The sequence below is a fragment of the Natrialba sp. PRR66 genome (assembly GCF_034808065.1).
Lineage (GTDB): Archaea > Halobacteriota > Halobacteria > Halobacteriales > Natrialbaceae > Natrialba > Natrialba aegyptia.
In genome coordinates this window covers 1088165-1112958 of sequence record NZ_JAXHGN010000001.1, presented here as the reverse complement: position 1 = coordinate 1112958, position 24794 = coordinate 1088165, and the positions used below count along the sequence as shown (strand labels likewise).

Annotated in this window: 26 protein-coding genes; 16 read left to right on the top strand and 10 right to left on the bottom strand. The window is 63.6% G+C overall.

Annotation, left to right across the window (positions count from 1 at the left end; all coding sequences use genetic code 11):
• Nucleotides 1-230: 230 nt before the first annotated feature.
• The 3 genes from SM755_RS05225 to SM755_RS05215 all read left to right on the top strand — a co-directional run bounded on the left by SM755_RS05225 (nt 231) and on the right by SM755_RS05215 (nt 2446).
• Nucleotides 231-899: a helix-turn-helix domain-containing protein gene (locus tag SM755_RS05225; RefSeq protein WP_323171737.1), complete on the top strand. Its 669-nt coding sequence runs from the start codon at nt 231-233 to the stop codon at nt 897-899.
• Between the two features lie 82 nt (nt 900-981).
• Entirely contained in the window at nt 982-1749 is a 768-nt protein-coding gene (locus SM755_RS05220) for an enoyl-CoA hydratase-related protein (protein ID WP_323171736.1), read from the top strand.
• Nucleotides 1750-1888: 139 nt separating this feature from the next.
• Nucleotides 1889-2446 carry a hypothetical protein gene (locus tag SM755_RS05215; RefSeq protein ID WP_323171735.1) on the top strand — a complete coding sequence of 186 codons (558 nt, stop codon included), beginning with the start codon at nt 1889-1891 and terminating at the stop codon, nt 2444-2446.
• Between the two features lie 79 nt (nt 2447-2525).
• On the opposite strand, the gene SM755_RS05210 is transcribed toward SM755_RS05215, so the two are convergent.
• The 3 genes from SM755_RS05210 to pyrB form a co-directional block, all read right to left on the bottom strand.
• Complete coding sequence (locus SM755_RS05210; RefSeq protein ID WP_323171734.1) at nt 2526-3356, bottom strand: hypothetical protein; 831 nt, start codon at nt 3354-3356, stop codon at nt 2526-2528.
• A gap of 511 nt (nt 3357-3867) precedes the next feature.
• On the bottom strand, nt 3868-4359 hold the full coding sequence (gene pyrI, locus SM755_RS05205; RefSeq protein WP_323171733.1) for an aspartate carbamoyltransferase regulatory subunit: 492 nt from the start codon (nt 4357-4359) through the stop codon (nt 3868-3870).
• Nucleotides 4352-5350, bottom strand: coding sequence for an aspartate carbamoyltransferase (pyrB, locus tag SM755_RS05200; protein ID WP_323171732.1), 999 nt, complete (start codon nt 5348-5350; stop codon nt 4352-4354). The genes pyrI and pyrB overlap by 8 nt, the downstream gene beginning before the upstream one ends.
• A 130-nt stretch (nt 5351-5480) precedes the next feature.
• Here pyrB and SM755_RS05195 point away from each other — a divergent pair, with 130 nt between their 5' ends.
• The gene (locus SM755_RS05195; protein WP_323171731.1) at nt 5481-6104 is read left to right on the top strand and encodes a transcriptional regulator; all 624 of its coding nucleotides are present in this window, start codon (nt 5481-5483) and stop codon (nt 6102-6104) included.
• A 222-nt stretch (nt 6105-6326) separates the two neighbouring features.
• On the opposite strand, the gene SM755_RS05190 is transcribed toward SM755_RS05195, so the two are convergent.
• Nucleotides 6327-7310: a peptidylprolyl isomerase gene (locus SM755_RS05190; RefSeq protein ID WP_323171730.1), complete on the bottom strand. Its 984-nt coding sequence runs from the start codon at nt 7308-7310 to the stop codon at nt 6327-6329.
• Between the two features lie 140 nt (nt 7311-7450).
• On the opposite strand from SM755_RS05190, the gene cyaB reads away from it, so the two are divergent.
• Together cyaB and SM755_RS05180 are read left to right on the top strand one after the other, a co-directional pair.
• The gene (gene cyaB, locus SM755_RS05185) at nt 7451-8080 is read left to right on the top strand and encodes a class IV adenylate cyclase (protein WP_323171729.1); all 630 of its coding nucleotides are present in this window, start codon (nt 7451-7453) and stop codon (nt 8078-8080) included.
• A gap of 104 nt (nt 8081-8184) precedes the next feature.
• Entirely contained in the window at nt 8185-9390 is a 1206-nt protein-coding gene (locus SM755_RS05180) for a methionine adenosyltransferase (RefSeq protein ID WP_323171728.1), read from the top strand.
• Nucleotides 9391-9408: 18 nt separating this feature from the next.
• Here SM755_RS05180 and SM755_RS05175 read toward each other — a convergent pair whose 3' ends face one another.
• A complete protein-coding gene (locus SM755_RS05175) occupies nt 9409-10929 on the bottom strand; it encodes a methyl-accepting chemotaxis protein (protein ID WP_323171727.1) in 1521 nt (506 codons plus the stop codon).
• 131 nt (nt 10930-11060) lie between these two features.
• Between SM755_RS05175 and SM755_RS05170 the strand changes: the two genes are divergently transcribed.
• Nucleotides 11061-12239 carry a tRNA sulfurtransferase gene (locus tag SM755_RS05170; protein WP_323171726.1) on the top strand — a complete coding sequence of 393 codons (1179 nt, stop codon included), beginning with the start codon at nt 11061-11063 and terminating at the stop codon, nt 12237-12239.
• Nucleotides 12240-12278: 39 nt separating this feature from the next.
• On the opposite strand, the gene SM755_RS05165 is transcribed toward SM755_RS05170, so the two are convergent.
• The 4 genes from SM755_RS05165 to SM755_RS05150 form a co-directional block, all read right to left on the bottom strand.
• The gene (locus tag SM755_RS05165; protein WP_323171725.1) at nt 12279-13355 is read right to left on the bottom strand and encodes a quinone-dependent dihydroorotate dehydrogenase; all 1077 of its coding nucleotides are present in this window, start codon (nt 13353-13355) and stop codon (nt 12279-12281) included.
• Nucleotides 13356-13433: 78 nt separating this feature from the next.
• Nucleotides 13434-13772, bottom strand: a complete 339-nt coding sequence (locus SM755_RS05160) for a (2Fe-2S) ferredoxin domain-containing protein (protein WP_323171724.1) — start codon at nt 13770-13772, stop codon at nt 13434-13436.
• Nucleotides 13769-14569, bottom strand: coding sequence for a CbtA family protein (locus SM755_RS05155; RefSeq protein ID WP_323171723.1), 801 nt, complete (start codon nt 14567-14569; stop codon nt 13769-13771). Before SM755_RS05155 ends, SM755_RS05160 begins: the two co-directional genes overlap by 4 nt.
• Complete coding sequence (locus SM755_RS05150) at nt 14569-14751, bottom strand: CbtB domain-containing protein (protein WP_323171722.1); 183 nt, start codon at nt 14749-14751, stop codon at nt 14569-14571. The genes SM755_RS05155 and SM755_RS05150 overlap by 1 nt, the downstream gene beginning before the upstream one ends.
• 239 nt (nt 14752-14990) lie before the next feature.
• Between SM755_RS05150 and SM755_RS05145 the strand changes: the two genes are divergently transcribed.
• From SM755_RS05145 to SM755_RS05105, 9 genes are all read left to right on the top strand, one after another.
• Nucleotides 14991-16034, top strand: a complete 1044-nt coding sequence (locus SM755_RS05145; protein WP_323171721.1) for a monovalent cation/H+ antiporter subunit E — start codon at nt 14991-14993, stop codon at nt 16032-16034.
• A gap of 98 nt (nt 16035-16132) precedes the next feature.
• On the top strand, nt 16133-16348 hold the full coding sequence (locus SM755_RS05140) for a cation:proton antiporter (RefSeq protein ID WP_369335240.1): 216 nt from the start codon (nt 16133-16135) through the stop codon (nt 16346-16348).
• Nucleotides 16345-16743, top strand: coding sequence for a monovalent cation/H(+) antiporter subunit G (gene mnhG, locus SM755_RS05135; protein ID WP_323171720.1), 399 nt, complete (start codon nt 16345-16347; stop codon nt 16741-16743). The genes SM755_RS05140 and mnhG overlap by 4 nt, the downstream gene beginning before the upstream one ends.
• Nucleotides 16740-17291 carry a DUF4040 domain-containing protein gene (locus SM755_RS05130; protein WP_006663833.1) on the top strand — a complete coding sequence of 184 codons (552 nt, stop codon included), beginning with the start codon at nt 16740-16742 and terminating at the stop codon, nt 17289-17291. The genes mnhG and SM755_RS05130 overlap by 4 nt, the downstream gene beginning before the upstream one ends.
• On the top strand, nt 17291-17794 hold the full coding sequence (locus tag SM755_RS05125; RefSeq protein ID WP_323171719.1) for an MnhB domain-containing protein: 504 nt from the start codon (nt 17291-17293) through the stop codon (nt 17792-17794). Before SM755_RS05130 ends, SM755_RS05125 begins: the two co-directional genes overlap by 1 nt.
• Nucleotides 17787-18164 carry a cation:proton antiporter subunit C gene (locus tag SM755_RS05120; RefSeq protein ID WP_006663835.1) on the top strand — a complete coding sequence of 126 codons (378 nt, stop codon included), beginning with the start codon at nt 17787-17789 and terminating at the stop codon, nt 18162-18164. Before SM755_RS05125 ends, SM755_RS05120 begins: the two co-directional genes overlap by 8 nt.
• Nucleotides 18157-19779, top strand: a complete 1623-nt coding sequence (locus SM755_RS05115; RefSeq protein WP_323171718.1) for a proton-conducting transporter membrane subunit — start codon at nt 18157-18159, stop codon at nt 19777-19779. The genes SM755_RS05120 and SM755_RS05115 overlap by 8 nt, the downstream gene beginning before the upstream one ends.
• Nucleotides 19780-21750, top strand: coding sequence for a monovalent cation/H+ antiporter subunit D family protein (locus SM755_RS05110; RefSeq protein WP_323171717.1), 1971 nt, complete (start codon nt 19780-19782; stop codon nt 21748-21750).
• Entirely contained in the window at nt 21750-23573 is a 1824-nt protein-coding gene (locus SM755_RS05105; RefSeq protein WP_323171716.1) for a Na(+)/H(+) antiporter subunit D, read from the top strand. The genes SM755_RS05110 and SM755_RS05105 overlap by 1 nt, the downstream gene beginning before the upstream one ends.
• A gap of 121 nt (nt 23574-23694) precedes the next feature.
• Here SM755_RS05105 and SM755_RS05100 read toward each other — a convergent pair whose 3' ends face one another.
• Nucleotides 23695-24687, bottom strand: coding sequence for a M14 family zinc carboxypeptidase (locus SM755_RS05100; RefSeq protein WP_323171715.1), 993 nt, complete (start codon nt 24685-24687; stop codon nt 23695-23697).
• Between the last annotated feature and the right edge of the window lie 107 nt (nt 24688-24794).

The window sequence follows — 24794 nt, the reverse complement described above, 5'->3', positions numbered from 1 at the left end:
GTTTCGCTGTTCAAAACAACGTGACTGTCTCCGCTGCTGTGGTGAGCGAAACAGTTCTGCTTCCAGAACGATTTTAGCGCGCTGCAGGCCATCGTTTTTCACGCTGATTTCGGCGTAACTGACTCTAATGCTGGTTTATATACCATCGATAGTGACTGTCAAGATTGTCATCGCTAATATCTTTGGATGAGGGGTTATTGCGCTCCTTATCCTACGATTGAACCGAATCCATGACATCGATCGCAGACATCGAGTTCACGGCTGACGGGACCGGACTGGGCGACCTCTTCGAGGCCGTTCCCTCACTGACCTGCGAGATGGAGAGTGTGATCGCCTCGCAAGGACACGGGCTCTGGCTCTCAGGGCCCTCCCAGGAGATGATCGACGACGCGTTGGCGACCTCGTCCGCGATCGATGAGTACTCGCTGATCAACAGCGACGACGACCGCTGGCTGTACGACATCGAGTTCACACCGGAAACGGTCAACGTCTTCGAGCTGGTTATCGAGGAGGGCGGGACCGTACTGAGCGCCTCCGCATCGAACGGCACCTGGCTGTTGAGCGTTCGCGTTCTCGAACGAGATCACGTGAGTTCGCTCTATGATCGGCTCACCGAAGACAGCGTCTCGCCGACGATCGTTCGCCTGTTCGATCTGGAGTCCGAGAGCAACTCCCAGTGTGGGCTGACCGCTCGACAGTACGAAACACTGGTGGCCGCGATCGATCACGGGTACTTCGAGATCCCACGGGAGGTCTCGATGCAAGAACTATCAGAAGAGCTCGATATCTCTCACCAGGCGCTGTCCGAGCGATTGCGTCGGGCCTATCGAGCGCTCGTCACGTCGGAACTCAACGTCACCGAGGATGCACCGATCACCGAACCGATGCCCTCCGACTGACGGACTGACGATGCAGGTGGAACCGCCGTCGAGGAACGGGCTGGAACATCACCATTAATAGTTGCCCGTCTGTCTATCCGGTATGGATATCGACAGCGATGGCGGCGTCCTGACAATCACTTTTGATCGGCCCGAGGTCCGCAATGCGATATCTCGCGAGACGGCAACGACGCTGGCGGAGACGATCGCCGACGCATCCCCCGATGAGTATCACGCGATCGTTATCACCGGCGACGGCGATGCCTTCAGCGCCGGCGGCGATATCGAGGCGATGGCGACGGAGCCCGACCCGCCGCGTGAGGCCTACGAAGACCTCACGAACTCGTTCGGCCGCGTTGTCGAAGCCATGCTCGAGTGTCCGGTTCCGATCGTCGCGAAGGTCTCCGGCGACGCGGTCGGTGCTGGGCTTGCGATCGTCGCGCTCTCGGACATTGCTTACGCCACCGAGGAGGCGACCTTCTCCTGTGCGTTCGTCCGCGTCGGCCTCATTCCGGATACCGGCGGCACCTTCATGCTCCCGCACCTGATCGGCCTGCGCGCCGCGAAAAAACTCGCGTTCACCGGCGAGTTCGTCGACGCCGAGCGCGCCGCGGATCTCGACCTGATCAACGAAGCGGTTCCTGCGAGTGAACTCGACGGGAGAGTGACCGAAACTGTCGAGCGACTCGGTCGACGACCGACGGACGTGATCGGCATAACGAAGCAGGCGATGCACGAGAACCTGGGTCGTCGGTGGACCGAGGCGCTAGATTACGAGAATCTACTCCAGGGACACGCTCGCGAGACCGATTCTCACGAGGAAGGTGTTGCTGCGTTTCTCGAGGGGCGCGATCCGGCGTTCAACGAATAGGCGCTCCGTAACCACAGATAGTTGGTAATACGGGTGTTCTTGCGGTTCTACCGTTTATGGGAGCTACTGCTGTGGTATGGGCACGCAAGCCAGCGCAAGCAGCACCGTCTTGGTCGTCTTTGACGGACATTTGAGTGCAATGTCTCCACAATTTACGGACGACGACGTCGGCAAGAGCGTCATCAACGCCGAGGGTGATGAGGTCGGTATCATCGCCGACGTCGAACACGGCACCGCGCACGTCGAACCGGACCCCGGAATCACGGATACGATCAAGGCGAAACTCGGGTGGGGTGGAACAGACGATGCGTATCCGCTGCAGGAGAGTTCAGTCGCAGATGTCACAGCGGACGAAGTCCACTTGCAGAGTGATCTGTCCGGAACAGGGGCTGGTATGAGTAGTGACACAGCCGCTGGGGCTGGTACCGGTGCCGGCTCGAGTCAAACGCGCGATACCGGGATGGATACGGACACCGGGAGGGGAACCGATACGGAAGGACGGACGGGGACGACGCGCGAGGATCGCGAAGACGATAGTGGACTGACGGACGACGATGACGAATTGATCGGCGATAGTGACGACGATAGCGGCTTAATGGACGATGACGACGATGATAGCGGGCTGATGGACGATGACGATGACGATAGTAGCTTGATGGGCGATGACGATGATGACCGTCGTAACGACACGCGATAACCCATCGTCCTCTCCCAACCAGTGAATCAGTTCTCCAGCCAGCAACGATTTCCTCACCCGACGCGCCACCAGTTGCCGGTCACTTCGGCTCGCCGTGTGACACGCCGTCGCGTTCGTCCGCTCGCCGCCGCCGCAGTGCCGCCCGTGCGTTCGAAGCCTCGTAGCCAAAGAGGACGCTCTCGCCGTAGTGTTCTGCCACTTCGAGTGCGCGGATCAGGTTCTCGACCTCGACGTTGACCGCGTACAACTCGATACTGAACGGCGTCTCGAGTTCACTTTCGAACCCCTTTGCGATCGTCTCGAGCCAGTAGGTCGTCTCGTAGGCCATATCGTACAGCGGCACGACGAACTCGTCGACGTAGTCTTCGAGGGCCGCGAGGTCGAGGCCGGCCCGTTCGTAGAGGTGACCCGGATACGGGTCAGGGTAGAGCGTTAGATAGACCCGTCCCGGTATGCGATCGGCGGCTTCGGCGACGAACTCGGTGATGACGCTCGCGCGCCACTCGTTTCGATCTTCGTATTCGCTCTCTGCAAATGCCTGCTCACAGACGCCACAGCGACAGTATTCGGGTCGAGGAAACCCGACGTCGTCGAGTCTCACGTCCTCGTTCGCCTCGACACAATCGTCGATGATTTCGAACAGCCCCTCACGATAGTCCTCGCGCGAGGGACAGATGTAGGCCCAGTCGAAGTACCGGCGATCCCTGGTTGCGGGTCGCCCCATGTCGTCGACCGGAACGAGCGACGGATCGGCGTCTGCGGCCGCGTTGTCGCCAAAACAGGAGACCATGTTCACCCCGTCCGCGATCGGCTCTGCGGACCGGCCGGTCACGTCCTTGACCTCGTAGAAGCCGCGGTCGAACTCCGGCCACTGGACCTCTTCAGCGTTGCGGGTGACGACGCCGTACATAGCTCACGGTACGACGCCGTCCCCGTAAGCCGTTCGGATCGGGGTGATCGTAGTCGTAGTCGTAGTCGTCTCCACACCCGGACGCCGCCGTGTCCTCATCCTCAGCGTCGTAGTCGTAGTCGTACGAGTATGAGTACGCGAACCGACCCGATAACTCACGCGCGGGTCAACTGTGAACTCGTGTGCGTTCTGTGGGTGTCAGAACGATGTCTCGGGTCGGTTCGGTCGTTTCTGAAACAGTGCAGGTTCGTTCTTACTCGGCTGGCTCGTATTCGATTTCCTCGGTGTCGATCTCCGACGAGCTGGTGAAGACGACCTTCCAGAGGACGGCGATAACGACCAGGGCAAGCAGGACTTTAACCGTACGTGACATATCCGCCTAGAGTTTCGGTCGGCACCTACTTAGCTATTCTGGATAGTCCTCTCGATTCGAAAATGCACATATTCGACATCGGTGTAGGGCGTCCATAGAGTCGCCGATTGGCTGGACTGGTGGGCCCGGTCGTTGCGGTCAGGCCGCGTCGATCAACGATGCGATCTCCTCTCGGACGATCGTCTCACAGTACGCACAGCGAACGCCGTCCGAGAGCACCTCGAACCGCGATGTCACGGGTTCGTCGCCGGTCGTGATACAGTCCGCGTTCGGACAGGATAACACGCCTTCGACGTACTCGGGGCGCTCGACGCGATGCTTTTCGACCACCTCGTAGTCACGAACGATGTTGATCGTTGCGTCGGGCGCGATCAGCGAGAGGACGTCGACTTCGTCTTGACTCAACTCCCGGCCCTCGACCTTGACGATGTCTTTGCGCGCGAATCGATTCGACGGGACGTTCATCCCGACGGAAACCTCCTCGCCCTCGGTCCCGTCGATACCGAGAATCGCGAGGACGTTAAGCGCCTGACCGCCGCGGACGTGATCGATGACGGTGCCGTCCTGAATCTTGCTTACCCGGAGTTCGTGTGCCCCGTTGTCGTCGTGATGGTCGTGGTCGTCACTCATCGGCTTCACCTCCGTCACCATTCGCGGCGTCAGCCGTCGCTGTCGCTGCCCCTGTCTCTGTCTCTGTCCCTGTCCCGTGATCGCGCAAGAACAGATCGAGCAACGCCATCCGGACCGGCACGGCATTGTGTGCCTGCTCGAAGTACGCCGCGTACTCGGTATCGTCGATCTCGGGGGCGATTTCGTCGACGCGCGGAAGCGGGTGCATAACCGTCAGATCATCGCTTGCAGCCTCGAGCGTCTCGGTGTCGATCTGGTACTCACCCGCGACCTTCTGGTACTCCTCTTCGTCCGGAAACCGCTCCCGCTGAATTCGAGTCACGTAGAGCACGTCGAGCGAGGAGAGGACCGGCTCGAGTGCGTCGTGTTCTCGAATCTGTGTGTCCTCGCCCTGCTGGTGGAGGTCGTAGACAACCTCACGAGGGAGTTGCAGGCTCTCAGGGCTGATGAAGTGCTGGCGCGTATCGAAGTTAGTCAGCGCGTAGGCCAGCGAGTGGACGGTTCGGCCGTACTTCAGATCTCCCATAATGCCGATAGTCAGGTCGTCGAGTCCCGCGTTCTCCTGGATCGTATAGAGGTCGAGCAGGGTCTGGGTCGGATGGTGACCCGCGCCGTCACCGGCGTTCAGCAGGGGGACATCGACGAACTCGCTCGCCATCGCCGCGGCTCCCTGTTTCGGATGACGCAGAACGAGCGCGTCGGTGTAGCCCTCGATGACCCGAACCGTGTCTGCGAGCGTTTCCCCCTTTTTGACGCTCGAGGATTCGACGGACCCCATGTCGACGACATCGCCTCCGAGCCGTTTCATTGCGGTTTCGAAGCTCATCTTCGTGCGCGTACTCGGCTCGAAAAAGAGGAGTCCGAGCAGCGCGTTCGCGTGGCGATCGGCGACCGCCTCCGGATCGGCGTCGATTTCGGCCGCCCGGTCGAGAACGGTCTCGATGTCCGCCCGCGAGAGTTGTTTGCTCGTGATGAGGTGATCGTGGCGCATTCGTTCGTGTTGGCTCCTCCATTCCCCTTGAATCCCCCCATTCCGACCGGCGTTGTGACTCGTCAGTCCGCCCCGCAGTACTCCAAAGGCAAAGAATTATACAGGAACTACAGAAAGACACCACAACCGTATGGTAGATCGGCTGGAAACCGGGATCGACGTGCTGGACCGAAAACTCGATGGCGGGCTCCCCCCGGGCTGTCTCGTCGCGTACACCGCCGCCCCAGCCAGCCAATCGGAACTCCTGCTCTACGAGCTCACCGCCGCGCGTGGAACCCTGTATCTCTCGACCGAACGCTCCGAGGAAACCGTCCGTCACGCCGTTGAGAGTTCACCCTCCGATGTCGGCAACCCGACGATCAGACACGTTTCCAGCGACACACCGATCGAGGAGACCATGCAACTCATCGGCGCGCTCCCCGACGGCGCAAACCTCATCATCGACACGATGAACGTCCTCGAACGAACGGACACGGACGAGTTCATCTCGTTTCTCGACGACCTCAAGACGCAGATGCTCGACAAGAACGGAATTGCCGTTCTTCACTGTCTTCGGGGCGATGCGCCCGCGAACCGAACTCGGACCTACCACGCCGTCGACGCCGTGTTCGATCTCCAGACGGCGGTGTCCGGCGCTGAACTCGAGAACCATCTCACGATTCCGAAGTTCCGCGGTGGCGGACAGCCGACGAAGGCGATCAAACTCGAGCTGGTCGAAGAGGTTGCGATCGATACGAGTCGGGATATCGCGTAAGGCCGCGCCATACGTCTCGACTCCGCGGCGGGTGATCCGCACTTTCATCGAGTCATTGCTGTCCCGTCGGAAACGGCGTGATCGCGGCGGTTCGCTCCTCTGTCTGATTCTGCCAAAACGTGGCTCACAGCGGAATGAGTAACGGGTTCTGAGAGATACGGATGCGTCTCAGTTGCCGTGGATAACTGGCCGAAATGCTGCTGAGAACGACCGGCTACCGGCTTACTCTTCGTCCGCTGCGCCTTCGAGTTCGTCGACGATCTCGTCGGCGTCGACGTCGGCGTCTTCGAGTGCGTCCTCGATGTCGCCGCCGCCCATACCGCCGCCCATGCCGCCCATCATGCCGGGCATGCCCATGCCGCCCATGCCGTCGATGACCTCCTGGACGATGACGCGGTCGACACCGATCTGGTCGATGATGTCCTGGCCGATCTGCTGTTTGCCCATCATCCACTGCTGGTTCATCGTCATCTGGGGCGTCGCTTCGAGGTACAGCGTCTCCTTCTCGACGAGTTCGGTTTCGAACTCGGGTTCGGCGTCTTCGTCGTCGTCCTCTTCGTCCTCGTCGGGTTCAACGGGGACTTCCTCTTCGACTTCGTCGGTCTCGATCCAGAGTTCGGGTTCGAGACCGAGGTACATCTCGAACAGGCCGGCAGCCTGCTGTTCGCGATCGTCGACTTCGTCGAGGATTTCGTACTCGTACTCGACGTCTTCGCCGGCCAGCGGGTGGTTGAAGTCAACGCGTGCGCGGCCGCCGATGATCGTGCTGATGTAGCCCTGCTGGCCGTCGACCTGGACGTTCGCACCGGGGTAGCGGTCGTCCTCGTCGATCTTCTCCGCGCTGACGGTTTCGACGTTGTCCGGGTCGTACTCGCCGAAGGCGTCTTCGGCGTCGATCGTCACGGTGCCGGAGTCGCCGGGCTCGCTGCCGACGAGTGCGTCCTCGACGCCCTCGAAGATGTGGCCCTCTCCGATGACGATCGTGCGCGGTTTGAACTCCTGGTTCTGGTCTGCGACACCCTCCTCTTCGGCGACCTCCGGATCGGTCGTATCGACCAACTGGTCACCGTCGGCGGTGTATGCAGTGTATTCGAGTTCGACGAAGTCGCCGTTTTGAAGCCCTTCGGCTTCGTCAGCGTCTCCGTCGGCTTCCGCTTCGACGTCATCGGCCTGCTCATCGAGCTCGGCCTCCTGTTCCTCGGTCATACGTGGTACGTCCCGCCGTCGACATTTAAGTACGACGCTTTGGCTCGAGAGTGACGAACGGGTTCGGTCGAGGGACAGTCCGCCCGAGTGCCCGGAGCGACCGATACTTACCGCCGCTGCCCGTTCGCCCACCTACGAACATGTATGAGGTCGAAGTGAAGGTGCCCGCCGAACTCGACCGCGTCCGGGCACGACTCGAGGATGCACCACTCGAGGTAACGCCACAGGGGGCTGTCGTTCAAACGGACACGTATTACGACGCACCGCACCGATCGTTTCCCGAGACGGACGAGGCACTTCGAATCCGGAACGAGCGCCACCGGTCCGGCCCCGCCGATCCGAGCGAGACGGCCGACTCCGACGCCGAACCACGCGACGACACCGCCGAGGAGACCCGAGTTACCTACAAAGGTCCGCTCGTCGACGAGGAATCGAAGACACGCGAGGAAGTCGAAACCGCCGTCGGCGACGCCGAGACGTTCGACGCCGTGCTGACGAATCTCGGCTTCGAGGCTGCCGCAACGGTTCGCAAGGAACGCGAGCGATACACGGTCGTGCCCGCGGATGGTGAGGGGGACGAGTTCGAGTTCACCGTCACACTCGATGCCGTCGACGACGTGGGCGAGTACGTCGAAGTCGAAACCGAACTCGAGGACGAGCGTGCGCTCGAGTCAGCACGGGACGGCGCATACAACGTCCTTCGCGCGCTCGAACTCGATCCGGACGACCAGATCCGGACCTCGTACCTGGGGTTGCTGCTCGAGTCGTGAGCGTGCGGTCGCTGAACGCGAAAACACTCGGATAACTCCCGGGTATTTTCCGGTGCAGCACTGTTTCCGCAAGTTATAGAAACTCGCTCCGTTTAGTGCCGGCAATGAGCGAGCGGAACATCCGGGTCGAGCCGATCGACCGGCAGGCCGTCGAGGATCAGGAGGTCGAAATCGTCGAGCGAAAGGGGATCGGACACCCGGACTCTATCTGTGATGGGGTAGCCGAGAGCGTCGCCGGCGCGCTCGCCCGCGAATATCTCGATCGTGTGGGGGAAGTGCTTCACTTCAATACGGACGAGACGCAACTCGTCGCGGGCGAGGCAGCACCCGCGTTCGGCGGCGGTGAAGTCGTCGATCCGATCTACCTGCTGATCGTCGGCCGCGCAACCAAACACTACGAGGGACAGACGATTCCGACCGAGACGATCGCGTTGCGGGCCGCACGCGAGTATCTAGAAGAGACGATCCCGCAGCTCGAATACGGCGAGGACATCGTCGTCGACGTAAAACTCGGCGAGGGAAGCGGGGATCTACAGGACGTATTCGGCGAGGACGAGGTGCGTGTTCCGATGGCCAACGACACCAGTTTCGGCGTCGGCCACGCGCCGCTGACCGAGACGGAGCAAATCGTCTCCGAGGCCGAGTCCCGGCTCAACGGCGAGTTCGCCGCGGAGAACCCCTATCTGGGTCCGGACGTGAAGATCATGGGCAAGCGGGAGGGTGACACGATCGACGTCACCGTCGCGGCGGCGATGGTCGACGAGTTCATCGCGGATCTCGACGCGTACGCGGACGCCGTCGAGTCGGTCCGCGCGTTCGTCGCCGAAGTTGCGGGCGACCACACCGACCGCGAGGTCAACGTCCACGTGAACACGGCCGACGACTACGAGGAAGGGTCGATCTACCTCACGGTCACCGGCACGTCGGCCGAACAGGGCGACGACGGCTCCGTCGGTCGGGGCAACCGCGCGAACGGGCTCATCACGCCCAATCGGTCGATGTCGATGGAGGCCACGAGCGGCAAGAATCCGGTCAACCACATCGGGAAGATCTACAACCTGCTCTCGACCCAGATCGCGGAGGAAGTCGTCGCCGAGGTCGACGGCATCCGCGACCTGCGCGTTCGCCTGCTCAGCCAGATCGGCCGTCCGATCGACCAGCCCCACGTCGCCGACGTGCACGTCGTCACCGCCGACGGCGTCGCCCTCGAAGACGTGGAAGACGAAATCAACGCGATCGTCGATACTGAACTCGCGAACGTCACCGAGATCACGCGGAAGGTTATCGACGGCGAACTGACGACGTTTTAGGTCTCGTTCTCGGGGAACCTATTCAGTTGCGTTCTCGGTTGTTGAGTCCGCCGACTCCACCGACTCCACCGACTCCGACAGTTGGCGTACGGTCGAGCGCACCGCCACAACGCTTTCTCGCTGTTCGCGCGTCGACTCGGAGATCGTCTCGAGTTCGTCGCGGAGGCTGTTCATTTCGTCGACGGCGAGGTCGACCGTCGCGGCGATTTCCTCGCTGCCGGCGGCCTGATCGTCGATCGCGGTCGCGACTTCGCCGACGCCGGCCGCCGCGTCGTCGATCGCGGTGGCGATGTCGTCGAGTCGGGCCAGCGCGTTCTCGACGCGGTCGACGCCGTCGTCGATCCGGTCGGTCGTCGTCTCGAACTGGTCGGCCGTGGACTCGATTTCCGCCTGCACGTCCTCGATCGTCGCCTCGATCCGGCCCGCCTGTTCCTGGGTATCTTCGGCCAGTGACTTGACCTCGCTGGCGACGATGGCGAAGCCGGCACCCTCCTCGCCGGCCTGTGCGGCCTCGATCTGGGCGTTGAGCGCCAGGATGTTCGTCTGGTCGGCGATGCCGTCGATAACGTCGACGATCTCGCCGATTTCATCGATGCTCTCGTGGAGCGTTTCGATATCCGCCGACACGTCTTCGGCGGCGTCCGAAACGGACTCCATCGTCTCGATAGCGCCGCTCGCAGCGTCTGCGCCCTCGTCGGCGAGATCGGCGGCCTCGTCGCTGGTTCGTTGTACCGTTTCCGTTGTCGACGCGATCTCTTCGACGGTCGCGCTCTGGTCCGAGACCTCCGAGGCGATGGTCTCCATGCGCTGGGTCTGTTCGACGCCGAGTTCGTGAATTCGCTCGATCGTATTGGTGATCGACTCCGTATTCGCCTCGAGTTCGACGACTTCGGACTGGACCTGTTGGGAGACGGTCTCCTGTAATTCCTCGAACTCCTGGCGCTGGTGGACGAACTCGGTCACGTCCGGCGTCGCCTCGAACGCACCGATAGCGTTCCCGTCGGGGTCCCGAAGCGGAACGGCGTACACCTGGTGGTAGCGATCCGAGTGTGGGACCGTTCGGGTATCGTTCTCCTGAATCGGCTCGTTTCGGCGGATGACCTTCTCCGCGAGGGTCTCGCTCTCGCCTTCGGTTTCGAAGATGTCGTAGGCGTTTTCCCCCAGGACGCGGTCGGCACCCGTCCCGTTGAGATCCGTCATCGCCCCGTTCCAGTTCGTGATCTCGCCGCCCGCAGCGACGGCGAACGCGCCCTCGGGGAAACAACCGACGAGTTGCGTGTACAGCGACCGCCAGAAGTCCCGCTCCCGCCGGAGTCGACTGAACTCGTCAACCTTGTCGGCGCTCCTCCCGTCGGCACCGGCACCTGAACCGGCACCGTCATCGGCTCCACTACCGCTTGCTCGCTCGCCGTGTGCTCTCTCCTCGACCGAGGCAAGATACTGCTCGAGCAGCGCGCTCTCGCCCTGACTGTGACCGGTTCGTGTCGAATCCACCGCTTCAGTACCCGTTCGTGTTTCGCGTGCCAACGGCTCGCTCATTACGCTGGACAGTCCGTCCATCGACTATAATCTCTCTGGCCATCTCCGTTCGATGACGTCGCCGTCTGAGATTGGTTCCCACGAACTTGTCGCTCGTAACCCCCTTATGGCCCGCCTCCCTAACGAGGGGCATGCATCCGCCGGGAGCCGACACCGTCCTCGTCCGCCACGGGGACGTCAACACCAAGAGCAATACCGTCAAGCGGTACATGGAGGACCGCCTCGCCGAGAACATCGAGGCCCTCCTCGCCGACCGGTCGATCCCCGGCGAGGTCGAACGCCGGTGGAATCGCCCGCTGATCCACACCGATGAGGAGCGCGTCGACGCCGCGACCGACGCCGCGACCGACGCGTTCGGCGTCGTCTCCGCCAGCCCCGCCCTGACGGTCGACACCGCCATGGGCGAAATCTGTACGGCGCTCGCGGAAACCGCCCGCGCGTGCTACGACGGCGGCACGTTCGCCGTCGACGCCCGCCGGGCCGACAAGAGCCTCCCATACACGAGCGAAGAACTCGCCCGCGAGGGCGGCACCGCCATCTGGGAGGCCGTCGAGGACGAGTTCAGTCCCGAGGTCGACCTCGATACCCCGGACCTCACCTTCGGCGTCGAGGTCCGTGAGGACTTCGCGTTCATCTACCTCGAGACGGTTTCGGGCCCGGGCGGCCTGCCGCTCGGGGCCCAGGAGCCGGTCATCGCCCTGATCAGCGGCGGGATCGACTCGCCGGTCGCGGCCTACGAGCTGATGAAACGCGGGAGTCCGGTCGTCCCGGTCTACGTCGATCTCGGGGCCTACGGCGGTATCGACCACGAGGCGCGCGCGATGGAGACGGTGCGGACGCTCTCGCGGTACGCGCCGAACTTCGATATGCAGGTCTACAAGGTCCCCGGCGGCGAGACGGTCGATCACCTCGTGGAGACGATGGAACAGGGCCGGATGCTCTCGCTACGGCGATTCTTCTACCGAACGGCGGAGCACCTCGCCGAGCGGGTCGACGCCCACGGCATCGTCACCGGCGAAGCCGTCGGCCAGAAGTCGAGCCAGACCCTCCAGAATCTCGGCGTCACCAGCCGCGCGACGCGACTCCCGATCCACCGCCCGCTGCTCACCCGGGACAAACCGGAAATCGTCGCTCAAGCTCGCGAAATCGACACGTACACGCAGTCGACGATCAACGCCGGCTGCAACCGCGTGGCACCCGACCGCGTCGAGACGAACGCTCGGCTCGAACCGCTGCTCGAACACGAGCCCGACGACCTCTTCGAGCGAGCCGAAGACGCGGCGAAACGCGCTGAACTCGTCGAGCCCTGAACACAGTCCGCTGGCTGTTTTTGTAGCGTGTGTCCGTACTCACTCCTTCTCCCGGTCAACCCCAACTGCCTCCTCGACCGAGTCGAACCCGTCGCGTTCGAGGAGGGCCACGAGCCCGCGGTTGATCCGTTTCGCGGTCGAGGGGCCCCGGTAGACGAAGCCGGTGTACAACTGGACGAGCGACGCGCCGGCGCGGATCTTGCGGTAGGCACTCGCGGCCGAATCGACGCCGCCGACGCCGATGATCGGCAGGTCGCCGTCGGTGTGGTCGGCGATCGTGCGGATGACCGCGGTCGAGCGCTCCTCGAGAGGTTTGCCGCTGAGGCCGCCCCACTCCTCGCGCCGCGGCGAGGCGAGGTTCTCGCGGTCGGTCGACGTGTTCGTCGCAACGATCCCGTCGAGGTCGAACGCCTGAACGATGTCGACGAGTTCGAGAATCGACTCGGCGGGTTCGTCGGGCCCGATCTTCACCAGGATCGGCACGTCCGCGTCGGTTTCGGCTTCGAGTGTCTCGAAAATCTCTCGGAGGTGGTCGGGGGAGGCCTCGTCGAACTCGTCGGGCGTGTTCGGACAGGAGACGTTGACGACGACGTAGTCGGCGAACGGCGAGAGGCGGTCGAAGACGCGCCGGTAGTCCTCGACGGCTTCGCGTTCCGTCGACGAGTTCATCTTGCCGATGTTCACGCCGAGTGGAAAGTCGGGCGTGCCGTCGGTCTCGAGCCGGGACTTCACCCGCTCCATCCCCTGGCCGTTGAACCCCATGCGGTTGACCATCGCCTCGTCCTCGCGCAGGCGGAACAGCCGCGGCCGGTCGTTGCCGCCCTGCGAGTAGGGTGTCACGGTGCCGATTTCGACGAATCCGAAGCCGAGCGCGGCGAGCGCGTGGGTCACCTCGGCGTTCTTGTCGAAGCCGGCCGCGATTCCGACCGGGTTCGGAAACGTCGTATCGAACAGGTCGACGCAGAGTGCGGGATGGTCGTACTGGTAGGCCGCCGCCATGGCCGCCCGCGTCGGCCGGGTGGACTGTGCCGCCCGGAGCGTCCGCTTCCCGAGACCGTGGGCTGTCTCGGCCGGAAGCCGGAACGCGAGCGGGCGAACTCGCGAGTACAGCGTCATCGACAGCCACTCGGTGTGGCTGGTAGGTAAACGTCCCGGGACGGAGCCGCCAGGGGCGCGTGCGAGTTCGCTTCCGTTTCAGGGGTCGTCCGGATCGTCAGTGCGGTCAGCCGTCGGCCCGAACTCGGACGCGAGCAGTTCCGGAACGTCTTCGGGCGTAACGTCCGAGTACCAGGTGTTTCGCGGCTGGATCGTGATCGCGACACCGTCCTCGCTGCACAGGCCGAGACACGAGGTCGTCCCGACGGAAACCGCCGTCCAGAACGCGTCTCGCTCGCGCAACCAGTCTTTGACCGCCGCAACCGTCTCCTCGGCACCGACCGTTCCGCAACTCGCGTGTGCCGACTCGCGGGCGTTGGTACAGACGAAGACGTGCGCGTCGAGGCGCTCGCGCTGGCGCTCGGTCCGCTCGTTCATGAACGCGAACTCGTGGCGAGAGCGACTCGCTGCTCGGTGCTCGTTCGGTCTCGGGCCCGGGCCTGGAGTCGGTCGAAACAGCCGGCGACCAGCGCCCAGAGCGCGGCCTGGCTGAGTGCGGTCAGTCCCCGAAATCCGGTGACGAGTTCGCCCGGGAGTGGGCCGTTCTCGACGATCGTCGGTGCTGCGAGGGTTGTCACGGCCACGAGAGCGACGATCGGGAGGGCTGCAAGACACAGTCCGAGCGGGCGGCTTCGTGTCGAGCCACGGCGGTAGCCGTAGATCGCAGTTGCGGCGATGAGTGCGCCCGCGAGCATGAGTCCGCCGTAGATGGCGATGCGGATCGTCGGGGTGTACGCCTGCTCCGCGCCGGGCGTCGTCGGCGGTAGAACGAGCCACGGGACGCCGGAGACGGCGAGAAATCCAGTGCCGGCCAGCACGTAGCCCTTGACCGACCCGCGTCCGGGGAGTGCGGGTTCGAGGAAGTAGAAGGCGAGTGCGAAGGCGGTTCCGAGCAAGATGCCCCAGAAGACGCCGCTACCGATGCTCACGACAGCAGTCGTCGTTTCGCCGACCGCGTGGGCGTGCTCGCTGGCAGCATGGGCATGTTCGCCGGTGGTATGTGCGTGCTCGGCGGCGTGGGCGTGCTCGTGGCCGCTTTCAGCGCCGCCGGCCCCCTCGGCGAGGGCTTCCATGTATCCGACCAGCGGATTCGCGACCAACATGACGTAGAGGCCGTAGGCGATGCCCGCGATTGCACCTGCGAGCACGCCCCGTTTGAGGTAGTCGACGAGCATCAGTGACAGGTCACACCGACTGCGTGTCGGAAGTTGTGCAGCGAGTCGTGAACGAGCGGTTCTTGGACGAACAGGAGTGTAAACGCCAGCGTCGCAACGAGCGCGAAGACGAGCGCTAATTGCGCGGTCGTGTGATCGTTGCGGGCGGTTCCGATTCGATCGTGAACGGTTTCGGTCTCCATAAAGTCAACTTTCTCTACTGAAAGTGCAATTGTAAAGATGCCGGTCGTTCATCGATCGTCGCGCCTTCAGTCGGCGTCCGTTACCCGGTCACGAGACCGAGGCTGCCCGTCCCAACATCGCGATAGCGTCGCCCAATCGTGCTGGTAGATAACGAAATCGTTTTCCTACAGCTACCGCTTGAATCGACTAACGACGAGAGTCATGAGTATTCAACGCCGGTCACCAGGAGGGATGTGCCGTGGCGGCTAAACGAGTTCTCGTACCGCTGTCGGACACGGTGACCGTTCGACAGACGGTCGGGTACGCCGTCCGAGCCGCACTCGAGGACGCCGATGCGGTCGAGTTCCATCTCGTTGCCGCCCTCCCCTACGATGCAGCGGTCCCGGAGGGGCGCTCGCTGACCGAGGACGCCGAACAGTTGCTCACCCGCGCCGAAAACTGGGTCGAGGAAGACGTAGACGACACGGACACGACGGTCGAGATCGAAACCGCCGTGGTCGGGACGAACGAGTATCTCTTCGGGCCGCGCGACTTTGCAGAGGTATTCGAGGCGTACGCGACGAGCCACGATATCGACCGGATCGTTCTCGACCCGGAGTACCAGCCGGGACAGACGGCACAGCTAATTCAACCTCTCGAACGTGAATTCGACGCCCTCGGCCTCCCCTACGAGGAGGCACCCGTCGACCGCCCCGCCCGTCACGAACGTCTGATCGGCGGCGGGACCGAACGGTTCGACCAACTGTTTGCAACGTTTTGGATCTCCTACGGATTCTATCTCATCCTCGGCGATCCAACCTACCCCTTCGACCTCGTCACCGGCGCTGCGGTCGCCGGTATCGTCTCGATTTCGCTCGCGTACGTCACCTTTACCTTTCCACTCGGCCGGCTCCGGTCGCCGCTGCGGACCGTCCGGTTCGCCCTGTACATCCCGTATCTCCTCTATGAAATCGTCAAGGCGAACCTCGCCATCTCGGTCGTCATCCTCCGGCCGTCGATGCCGATCGAACCCGTCCTCACCCGGGTCAACGCACGCGTCAGGGGCGGCCTTCCACTGCTCGCGCTCGCAAACAGCATCACGCTCACCCCGGGCACGCTGACGGTTCGCGCCGACGACCAGCGACTGATCGTCCACACGCTCATCCCCGGCGCTCGAGACGACCTCTTCGACGGCGCGCTCGAACGCGCCGTCAGATTCGTCTTTCACGGCCGCTCCGGGGCGCGCATCCCCACCCCCCGCGAACGTGACGATACCGAGATCATCGGTGGTGACGACGTGTGAGCCCCGCGCTGTCTCCGGCGGCGCTTCCGACCCCCGAGAACCTGGCGCTCACTGAACTGTTCGTCCCGGCAGCCGCGCTGTTCGTCGTCCTGGCCATCATGCTGTTCTACCGCGCCGTCGCCGGGCCGACGACGCAGGATCGGCTCCTCGCGGTGAACGTCCTCGGGACGAACACGGTGGTGATCCTCGCGTTGCTCTCGGTCGGCCTCGACGAACCGTGGTTTCTCGACGTGGCCCTGGTCTACGCGCTGTTGAACTTCCTGATGGCGATCGCCATCTCGAAGTTCACCGTCGAACGGGGTGGGGTCCTGTGATCGACCAGCTCCAGTTCTGGGCGGTCTTGCTCTGTCTCGCCTTCGGACTGTTCTTTACGTTCGTCTCCACCGTGGGCGTGCTCCGCCTGCCGGATGTCTACTCGCGAGCACACACCGCCTCACAGACGGACACGCTCGGCGCGGGGCTCTCGCTGGCTGCCGTTGCACTCGCGCTCGGCTGGGAGAGCACGACGATTTACACCGTCCTGTTGCTGTTCTTCGTGTTCCTCACCAATCCGACGGCTGCACACGCGATCGCGCGCTCGGCCGCCGAATCCGGCATCACGCCGCTGACGGCCGAAGATGAACTCGAGTCCGAGACGCCCGACGACGGGACGTCCGCTGCAGGCGACACCGCCGTCAACGCCGGCGAGGAGGGGGGTGACCACGCATGAGCGCCCTTGCGTACACGCTTGCCATCTTCATCCTCCTGACCGCCATTGCGACGGCGCTGTTCAGAGACGTGCTCTCGGCAATCGTCGTCTTCGGTGCCTACAGCCTTGGGATGGCCATTCTCTATACGTTCCTGCTCGCCCCGGACGTTGCCATGACCGAGGCCGCGATCAGCGCCGGCGTGACGACGATCCTGCTCCTGTTGACGATTTCGCGGACCACGCGACCGTCGACGGACCGGATCTTCGAACGGGTCAACGTTCCCGCCGTCGTCGTCGTCGGTGCGTTCGTCACGGTTCTCGGAACGCTCGTCCTGCCGGAGATGTACGCAGTCGGCGATCAGACGGCACCTATCTGGGGCTGGCCGGGTCTCGACATCTCCCCCTCCGTCTACTACCTCGAGAACACGGTCGCCGACACGCACGCTCACAACGCCGTCTCAGCCGTTCTCGCATCCTACCGCGGATTCGACACGTTCGGCGAGGCGATCGTCATCTTTGCCGCCGCAATTGCGGTTCTCATCGTATTGAAACGGGAGGTGTTCACGTAATGTCACGATCAGAAACCCAGTCCGATACCTACTCGGAGAGCCACGTCATCCTGACATCGGTCAGGATTCTCGCCCCGTTTACGCTTACCTACGGGCTATTCCTGGCTCTCCACGGGACAGACACTCCCGGCGGGAGTTTCCAGGGTGGCGCGATCATCGGTGTCACCGTCTTGATGCTCGCGTTCGCCTTCGGGATCGAACCGACCCGCAGATGGCTCAAAAACTCATTCATCACCGGGCTCGTTACCGGTGGCGTCGTCATCTTCGCTGCGACCGGTCTCGCAACGATAGCCCTCGGCGGTGCGTTCCTCGATTTCGACGCGTTCACCGACGCCTTCGGACTCTCACACCACTGGGGGATGGAAGCCATCGAAGTCGGCGGCGTTGCGCTGATCGTCTCCGGGGTCGTCGTGACCCTCTTCTTCGCGATGGCGGCGGGCTTTACGCCCGAACGCTACAACGCCGTCCAGGAGGACGGTGCCGAGGTGAGCGACGATGATTGACACTGCCCTCGACATCCTCGCCTCCCGCTACGCCTACGCCCTGCTGTTCGTCCTCCTCGGGACCGGGCTATACATGGTGATCGCCAACGAGAACCTCGTCAAGAAGCTGATCGGTGTCAACCTCTTTCAGTCCGCGATTTTCCTGTTCTTCATCGCGATGGCCTACGTCGACGGCCGCGCCCCGATCATCAAGGGCAAATCACACGGCGTCGGCGAAATTGCAAGCCCGCTGCCACAGGTGATCGTCCTGACCGCCATCGTCGTCGGCATCGCGCTGACGGCGGTCGGGCTCGCGCTAATCATCCGGATCTACGCGGAGTACGGCACGCTTCGCGAGGACACCCTTCGGGAGGTGCGCGCCGATGAGTAGCGTCGACCTCCTCCTGCCGTTGCTCGTCGCCGTCCCCATGTTGCTGTCGACGGTCCCGATCATCCTCGGCCTCCGCTTCGACCGAACCGGCTGGTCCGTCGCCGCACTCACCACGACCGCCCTCGTCGCCGCGACGACCACCCTCGCAAGCGTCGTCTACACCGACGGCGTGGTCACCCACAGACTGGGCGGTTGGTCGCCGGCCTACGGCATCGAACTCGTCCTCGACGAGTTCTCCGCGCTGATCGCGGTGCTGGTCGCTGTCACAGCCGCCGGCGTCCTCGCGTACACCCGCGTGGGCGGGCCGCGCGGGAACACGTTCTACAGCGGCTACCTCCTGTTGACCGGCGGCCTCCTCGGGATTTCGGTCACCGGCGACGTGTTCAACCTGTTCGTCTTCCTCGAGATCGTCGGCCTCGCCACCTACGCGATGATCGCAAGCGGCGACGGGCCGGAATCGGCTGTTGCAGCCCTGAAATACCTTATTCTGGGTACCGTCGGCGCGTCGATGTACCTGATCGGTGTGGGGCTCATCTTCATGGCGACCGGCACGTTAAATATGGGAGTGCTTGCGGAGGTACTCCCGGCCGCCGTTGAGCGCGATCCGACCCTCGTTCGGGCCGGCTTCGCCTTCATCTTCGTCGGCTTCTCGATGAAGGTCGCCCAGTGGCCGCTGCACACCTGGCAGCCCGACGCCTACCAGCACGCCCCCGACGGCGTGACGCCCGTCATCGCGGCACTGGTCTCGACGGCCTACGCGTACGCGTTCGGCCGCCTGCTGTACTCCGTCTTCGGCCCCGAGTTCCTCACGTCCACGCCCTATCTGACTGAACTCGTCGTGACGGTGGGTTGCGTGAGCGTCGTCGCGGGGAGTGTACTCGCGGTGATCCAGACCGACGTGAAGCGGATGTTCGCGTTCTCTTCGGTCTCGCAGTTCGGATTGATCGTCGCCGCGTACGGACTGGTCACGGAGTCGGCGTTCATTGGTGCGACGATTCACCTCGTCGGCCACGCGGTGATCAAGGCCGGACTGTTCGCCGCAGCGGGCGTCATCGCCATTTGCTACGACGCACGGACCGTCGACGAGTACGCCGGGCTCGCGGACGAGCACCCCATCGTCGCCGGGACGATGGCGCTGCTGCTGGTCTCGTTGATCGGCATTCCGCCGTCGGCCGGCTTCGTCGGCAAGTGGTACATCGCGCTGGGTGCCGTCGAGGCCCAACTGTGGCCCGTCGCGATCGTGATCCTCTTTAGCACGCTGCTGACGCTCGCCTACAGCGCGCGGTTGCTCGAGAAGATGTACTTCACTCCCGCGACGCCGCTCGAGGCACCGCACGTCCCGGAGTCGGTCGCGACGGACGGCGGCGAGAACGAGGATAATGCCGAGACGGCTGCCGGCGCGGACGCCGCGAACGACGGCGACGACGGAACTCGTGACGGCACCGAAACTGCCGCTCTCGATGCGACCGCCACAAACGGTGATCGCAATACCGTCTCGTACGGCATGCTCGCTCTGGTCGTCGCGTCTGCCCTGCTTGCGATCTCGCTCGGATTCGCGGGCGGATTCCTCGCCGGCTTGCTCGATCCGTCGTTCATCACGGAGGTGTTCAACTAGATGTCTGAGTCAATTCTGCCGCTCGCTGCCGTGCTCACCTCGGCAGTTGCGGTCGTCCTGATCGTCGCATCGTATCGCCGTCCGAACGTCCGCGAGGGATGGTCCGTCCTCGCGGCACTGACGCAGTTCGGAATCGTCCTCAGCATGCTCCCTGGCGTCCTGGACGGAACCGTCTACGAGTGGAGTCTGCAGCAGTCACTCGGCGTCGAGTTCCTCGCCGGGATCGACTTCGTCCTGCGGGCGGACCTGCTGGGAATGTTGTTCGCACTGCTTGCGAGTTTCCTCTGGATCTTCACGTCGTTCTACGCCACGGGCTACATGCGCGGGCTGGACGAGCACGACCAGACGCGGTTCTTCGCCGCGTTCGCGGCGAGTCTCTCCTCGGCGGTCGGCATCGCCTTCGCCGGGAATCTGGTGACGATATTCGTCTTCTACGAACTGCTGTCGCTCGTCACCTACCCGCTCGTCGCTCACGACGGGGACAGAGAGGCCCGGATCGCCGGCCGGAAGTACATCGCCTACACCTTCTTCGGCGGCGGCGTCATCCTTCTGGCGGGAACGGTCATGGTCTACTGGCTCACGAGCCAGACCGGCACCGCGACGACGGCCTTCGAAAGCGGCGGTATCGGTGCCCTCGCTGAAGGCGCGGCAACCGACCCCACCGCCGCCCAGATCACGTTCTACCTCCTGATCACCGGCTTCGCCGTCAAGGCCGCGGTGATGCCGCTTCACTCCTGGCTCGCGGACGCGATGGTCGCGCCGACACCCGTCTCCGGCCTGCTACACGCGGTCGCGGTCGTCAAGTCCGGCGCGTTCGGTATCGCGCGCGTCATCCTCGAGGTGTACGGCCCCGAGACGATCCGGGACCTTCCGCTTTCGGTCCCCGGTATCGGCGAGGTCGGCCTGAACGTGCCGCTTGCGATACTGGCGGCGTTTACGCTGACCGCCGCGAGCATCATCGCGCTGCGGAAAGACCACCTCAAGCGCCGGCTCGCGTACTCGACGACGGCCCAACTCTCCTACATCGTCCTCGGGCTGTCGATGCTTCACCCCTACGCGATCCTCGGCGCGCTGTTTCACATCCCCGCCCACGCCTTCGCCAAACTCACCCTGTTCTTTTGCGCCGGGTCGGTCCACGTCGAGACCCACACCGACTACATCAGCGACATGGCCGGCATCGGCAAGCGCATGCCCCTGACCATGTCCGCGTTCACCATCGGCGCTGCCGGCATGGCCGGCATGCCGCTGATCTCAGGCTTCGTCAGCAAGTTCTACATGCTCCTCGGAGCCGGCTACGTCGGCGGCGAGTACTGGCTCTTTGCCGCCGCGTTGCTCCTCTCGGGCGTCCTCAACATCGCGTACTTCTGGCCCGTCGTCTACACCGCCTTCTTCGAAAGCGAAGACCGCCACGACGCCAAACCGCTTCTCGAGTTCCCCGCCGGCGGCATCCGCCAGTTCGTCGGCGATGAACTCGCGACCGACGGCGGCAAACGCGACGAGGAAACGGAACTGAACTCGGACGGCGATAACGGTGCCGGTGCCGATTCTGATGCTGATTCCGAAGCCGACTACGAGTACGCCGTCGACCGGTATCCGAGCGATGCGGACGTTCCGGGCGGCCCCGGGGGCTCACCCGCCGAGGACGATGTGGATTCGAGTGTAAAGACGGGTACGGAGACCGCTGGTTCCGGTCACGATCACGGCCACGCCGGTGCTCACGACGACCACCACGAACACCACGGCGGGCCGCCGGCTGACGGCTGGACCCGCCACTCGCCGCTCACCGAGAGCACGTGGCTCATGCTCGGTCCGATCGCAGTCATTGCGACAGGGGCGGTCGTCCTCGGGATTATCCCCGGACACGCCGCCTTCCTCGATCTGGCGACCGAGATCGTCACGTCGGTCTTCGACGCCGACTCACTCGAGCAGTTACGGGGCCCGCTTTCGGCGGCCCTGGAGGTGAGTTCCTGATGATCGAGTCCGAACTGCTGACGATGGCCTACCCGCCGCTGTTGGTGTTCGCCGCGGCGATACTCGTCTGGCTGTTGCCACGCGCCGTCGGGTTCACGTTCGGCGCGCTCAGCCTCGCCGCCGTGCTCGCGATTTCGCTGGTTGTTCCCGAGGGGTCGTACCTGACGGGAACCTTCCTCGGGCACTTCGACGTCGTTCCCTTCTTCGTCGATCCGTTCTCTCGGTTCGTCGGAATCGGCCTCGGGCTCCTCGGCGTCTGCACCGTGATCTACGCCTATTCGAGCGGCGCGAGCCGCACGTTTACGGCGATCGCGCTCTCGTACGTCGCGTCCTCGATCGGGGCGGCGTTCGCGGGCGACTGGCTCGTGCTGGTGTTCATGTGGGAGATCATGGCGATTACGAGCACGGTCGTCGTCTGGTACTACGGCGGCGATGCGGTGCGAGCCGGCTACCGGTACGCGCTCTTGCACGGCACCGGCGGCGTGCTGGTGATGTTCGCCGTCGCAGCCCACTACGTGACGACCGGGACGTTCGTCTACGACCTGAGTGCCGGACTCGCGGACGGATTGCCCCAACTGCTCGCGATGCTCGGGATGGGAGTCAACGTCGCCTTCATCGGGCTGCACTATTGGCTTCCTGATACGTATCCACGGCCCAGCTTCGTCGCGTCGGCGTTCCTCGCGGCCTACACGACGAAGACGAGCGCCTTTATCCTCTATCGGGCGTTCCCCGACGACGGACACCTCTTCCTCGCGTACATGGGCGGCTTGATGTCCATCTACGGCGCGACGTTCGCCCTGTTGCAACACGACATGCGAGCGCTGCTGTCCTATCACATCCAGGCACAACTCGGCTACATCGTCGCGGGGATCGGCATCGGCACGTCGATCGCGACTGCTGGTGCGATAGGCCACCTGTTCAACAACATCCTGTTCAAGAGCCTGCTGTTCATGGCCGTCGGCGTCGTCATCTACCGGACCGGCGAGAACGATCTCTACGAACTCGGCGGTCTCTGGCGCGAGATGCCCCTGACGGCGATCGCGTTCGGCCTCGGCGCGTTCTCGATCACCGCGATTCCGGGCTTCAACGGCTACGTCAGCAAGGGGATGCTCTTCGACGCGGCCGATCCGCACTACTTCGGCGCACCGGAGTACGAGGCGCTGTACTGGCTGTTGTACATCGGAGCGATCGGAACCTTGCTCTCGTTCATCAAACTCGGCTACTACGTCTTCTTCCACGGCGAGAGCGATATCGAGGTTCCCGACGCCAAGCCGGGCCAGGTGATCGCGATGTTCGGCCTCGGCGGCGCCTGTCTCCTCTTTGGCGTCTGGTGGCAGGGCTTCGCCGACCTGATGCCGGTGATCGAGGAGTCAACGCACACGTTCATGGCCAACGGTGCTGAGAAACATCTCCACCCCTACAGTCCGAGTCACCGTCGGACGGCTGCAACGCTGACCGCCATCTCGCTCGTCACCTTCGTGATCGTCCGCAAGCCGCTCTCGAAGCTCGAGTTCACCGATCCAGGAAGCATTATCTACCCTATCGGCTACTATCTGGGCCGGTGGTCGATGCTCGCGACGACGAACCTGTACGCCGCCGTCGACCGCCTCGCCGTCGCATTCGTCAAGCGGTGGTACTGGATCGGGAACAACCCGGTCCTGGCCGTCGATGCGGCCGCCCGTCGGCTGCCGATGGTCGACGTTGCAGAACGCCAACCAGCGGATGGCGGCCGTCCGTCCACGATCCACCTCCGGGCGGGAATCGGCACGACGGTATTGCTGTTGACCGTCGCGCTCACGATCGTCATCTGGTTGCTCGTCTGAGAACTCGAGTTCAGCTCGCGGCGGGATTTCGGATCACCGAACGGAATGCGGGACGGTGTTTTGCTGTCGGTTCGCAACTGCGTTCGAGGAAAGCCGACCGCTGGGGTAGCGAACAGGCCTGTTACTCGCTATCCCACGGCCAGGGGGAACTGGACCCGCGCTCGGGGATCGTGTCCGCCAGGTCGGGGTCGCGGGCGAACAGCGAGCCGTCGGCGGTCTCGGCGAGGAGCGTTTCTACCTGCGCTCGCATGTGCCGGACCATCTTCCCTTCCATTCGCTGGCCGCGGTCGTCGACCTGGCCGGTCATCTCCAGTAGGGCGCTGCCGTACCCGCGGATGCCGTACGCGTTGCGAGCGATGTTCGCACCCGTGCCGCCGGGATACTGCGACATATTCGCGAAACCGAACTCGTCGTCGACCTCGTCGTACATCGCCCAGTTCATCCGCTTCGAGAGTTCGACGGCGTCCGGTTGGGCTGCGGCGGCGATCGGCCAGAACGTCGACGCGCTGATTGACTCGCCGTCTTCGTCGACGTAATCCCCGGTCTGGGTGTGCAGGTCGGCGACCCACTCGGGTTCGAGATCGGTGACGTAGTCGATCATCGCCTGCGTTTCCGGCGACGGGTTGTCTGTCGCGCCGGGCTCGTAGTCGTGCTGTCGGTTCGGATCGATACCGTCGGCGTTCGTCCGCTGATTTCGCATGCCGCCGTCGGGGTTGTGCATGGGAAGCGCGTGGACGGTCAGTTCGTCGCGGACCGGCCCGGTGGCGTTCCCGCCCGCGGCGAGCCGTTGTAGAACCTTCAGGAGTGCGACGGTCCCCGTCGGCTCGTCCCCGTGTTGCTCGCTCGTCAGGAAGACGTCAGTGTCTCCGTCGCCCACGGTCGCGACGACGAGTTCACGTCCCTCGATACTGTCGCCAATCGTCTCCAGGGAGACGGCTCCCTGGCTGGTGTGTTCGTATGTCGCCAGTTGGTCCATCACGTCCGCGTGCGTGTGCCACCGCGAGTTCTCTCGCGGATAGTCCTGTGCGCTTGCAATCCCGATACCGGGCCCGAGTACGCTCGTTCCGGCTCCGGCGATGCCGCCGATCAACGAAAGTGCGTTACGCCGCTTCATAATTGCCTATGACTGTAACTGATGGTTATATTTAATTCTTGTATTACAGTCCTGTCAGGTACGCCGATAAATACAGCCGACGGTTGGTGATAGCGACAGCGAGCGGG

What these genes read in the sequence shown, in the direction of transcription:
- SM755_RS05225 (WP_323171737.1), top strand. Translation starts at nt 231, where the DNA reads ATGACATCGATCGCAGACATCGAGTTCACGGCTGACGGGACCGGACTG.
- SM755_RS05220 (WP_323171736.1), top strand. Translation starts at nt 982, where the DNA reads ATGGATATCGACAGCGATGGCGGCGTCCTGACAATCACTTTTGATCGG.
- SM755_RS05215 (WP_323171735.1), top strand. Translation starts at nt 1,889, where the DNA reads ATGTCTCCACAATTTACGGACGACGACGTCGGCAAGAGCGTCATCAAC.
- SM755_RS05210 (WP_323171734.1), bottom strand. Translation starts at nt 3,356, where the DNA reads ATGTACGGCGTCGTCACCCGCAACGCTGAAGAGGTCCAGTGGCCGGAG.
- pyrI (WP_323171733.1), bottom strand. Translation starts at nt 4,359, where the DNA reads ATGAGTGACGACCACGACCATCACGACGACAACGGGGCACACGAACTC.
- pyrB (WP_323171732.1), bottom strand. Translation starts at nt 5,350, where the DNA reads ATGCGCCACGATCACCTCATCACGAGCAAACAACTCTCGCGGGCGGAC.
- SM755_RS05195 (WP_323171731.1), top strand. Translation starts at nt 5,481, where the DNA reads ATGGTAGATCGGCTGGAAACCGGGATCGACGTGCTGGACCGAAAACTC.
- SM755_RS05190 (WP_323171730.1), bottom strand. Translation starts at nt 7,310, where the DNA reads ATGACCGAGGAACAGGAGGCCGAGCTCGATGAGCAGGCCGATGACGTC.
- cyaB (WP_323171729.1), top strand. Translation starts at nt 7,451, where the DNA reads ATGTATGAGGTCGAAGTGAAGGTGCCCGCCGAACTCGACCGCGTCCGG.
- SM755_RS05180 (WP_323171728.1), top strand. Translation starts at nt 8,185, where the DNA reads ATGAGCGAGCGGAACATCCGGGTCGAGCCGATCGACCGGCAGGCCGTC.
- SM755_RS05175 (WP_323171727.1), bottom strand. Translation starts at nt 10,929, where the DNA reads ATGAGCGAGCCGTTGGCACGCGAAACACGAACGGGTACTGAAGCGGTG.
- SM755_RS05170 (WP_323171726.1), top strand. Translation starts at nt 11,061, where the DNA reads ATGCATCCGCCGGGAGCCGACACCGTCCTCGTCCGCCACGGGGACGTC.
- SM755_RS05165 (WP_323171725.1), bottom strand. Translation starts at nt 13,355, where the DNA reads ATGACGCTGTACTCGCGAGTTCGCCCGCTCGCGTTCCGGCTTCCGGCC.
- SM755_RS05160 (WP_323171724.1), bottom strand. Translation starts at nt 13,772, where the DNA reads ATGAACGAGCGGACCGAGCGCCAGCGCGAGCGCCTCGACGCGCACGTC.
- SM755_RS05155 (WP_323171723.1), bottom strand. Translation starts at nt 14,569, where the DNA reads ATGCTCGTCGACTACCTCAAACGGGGCGTGCTCGCAGGTGCAATCGCG.
- SM755_RS05150 (WP_323171722.1), bottom strand. Translation starts at nt 14,751, where the DNA reads ATGGAGACCGAAACCGTTCACGATCGAATCGGAACCGCCCGCAACGAT.
- SM755_RS05140 (WP_369335240.1), top strand. Translation starts at nt 16,133, where the DNA reads ATGCTGTTCTACCGCGCCGTCGCCGGGCCGACGACGCAGGATCGGCTC.
- SM755_RS05130 (WP_006663833.1), top strand. Translation starts at nt 16,740, where the DNA reads ATGAGCGCCCTTGCGTACACGCTTGCCATCTTCATCCTCCTGACCGCC.
- SM755_RS05125 (WP_323171719.1), top strand. Translation starts at nt 17,291, where the DNA reads ATGTCACGATCAGAAACCCAGTCCGATACCTACTCGGAGAGCCACGTC.
- SM755_RS05120 (WP_006663835.1), top strand. Translation starts at nt 17,787, where the DNA reads ATGATTGACACTGCCCTCGACATCCTCGCCTCCCGCTACGCCTACGCC.
- SM755_RS05115 (WP_323171718.1), top strand. Translation starts at nt 18,157, where the DNA reads ATGAGTAGCGTCGACCTCCTCCTGCCGTTGCTCGTCGCCGTCCCCATG.
- SM755_RS05110 (WP_323171717.1), top strand. Translation starts at nt 19,780, where the DNA reads ATGTCTGAGTCAATTCTGCCGCTCGCTGCCGTGCTCACCTCGGCAGTT.
- SM755_RS05105 (WP_323171716.1), top strand. Translation starts at nt 21,750, where the DNA reads ATGATCGAGTCCGAACTGCTGACGATGGCCTACCCGCCGCTGTTGGTG.
- SM755_RS05100 (WP_323171715.1), bottom strand. Translation starts at nt 24,687, where the DNA reads ATGAAGCGGCGTAACGCACTTTCGTTGATCGGCGGCATCGCCGGAGCC.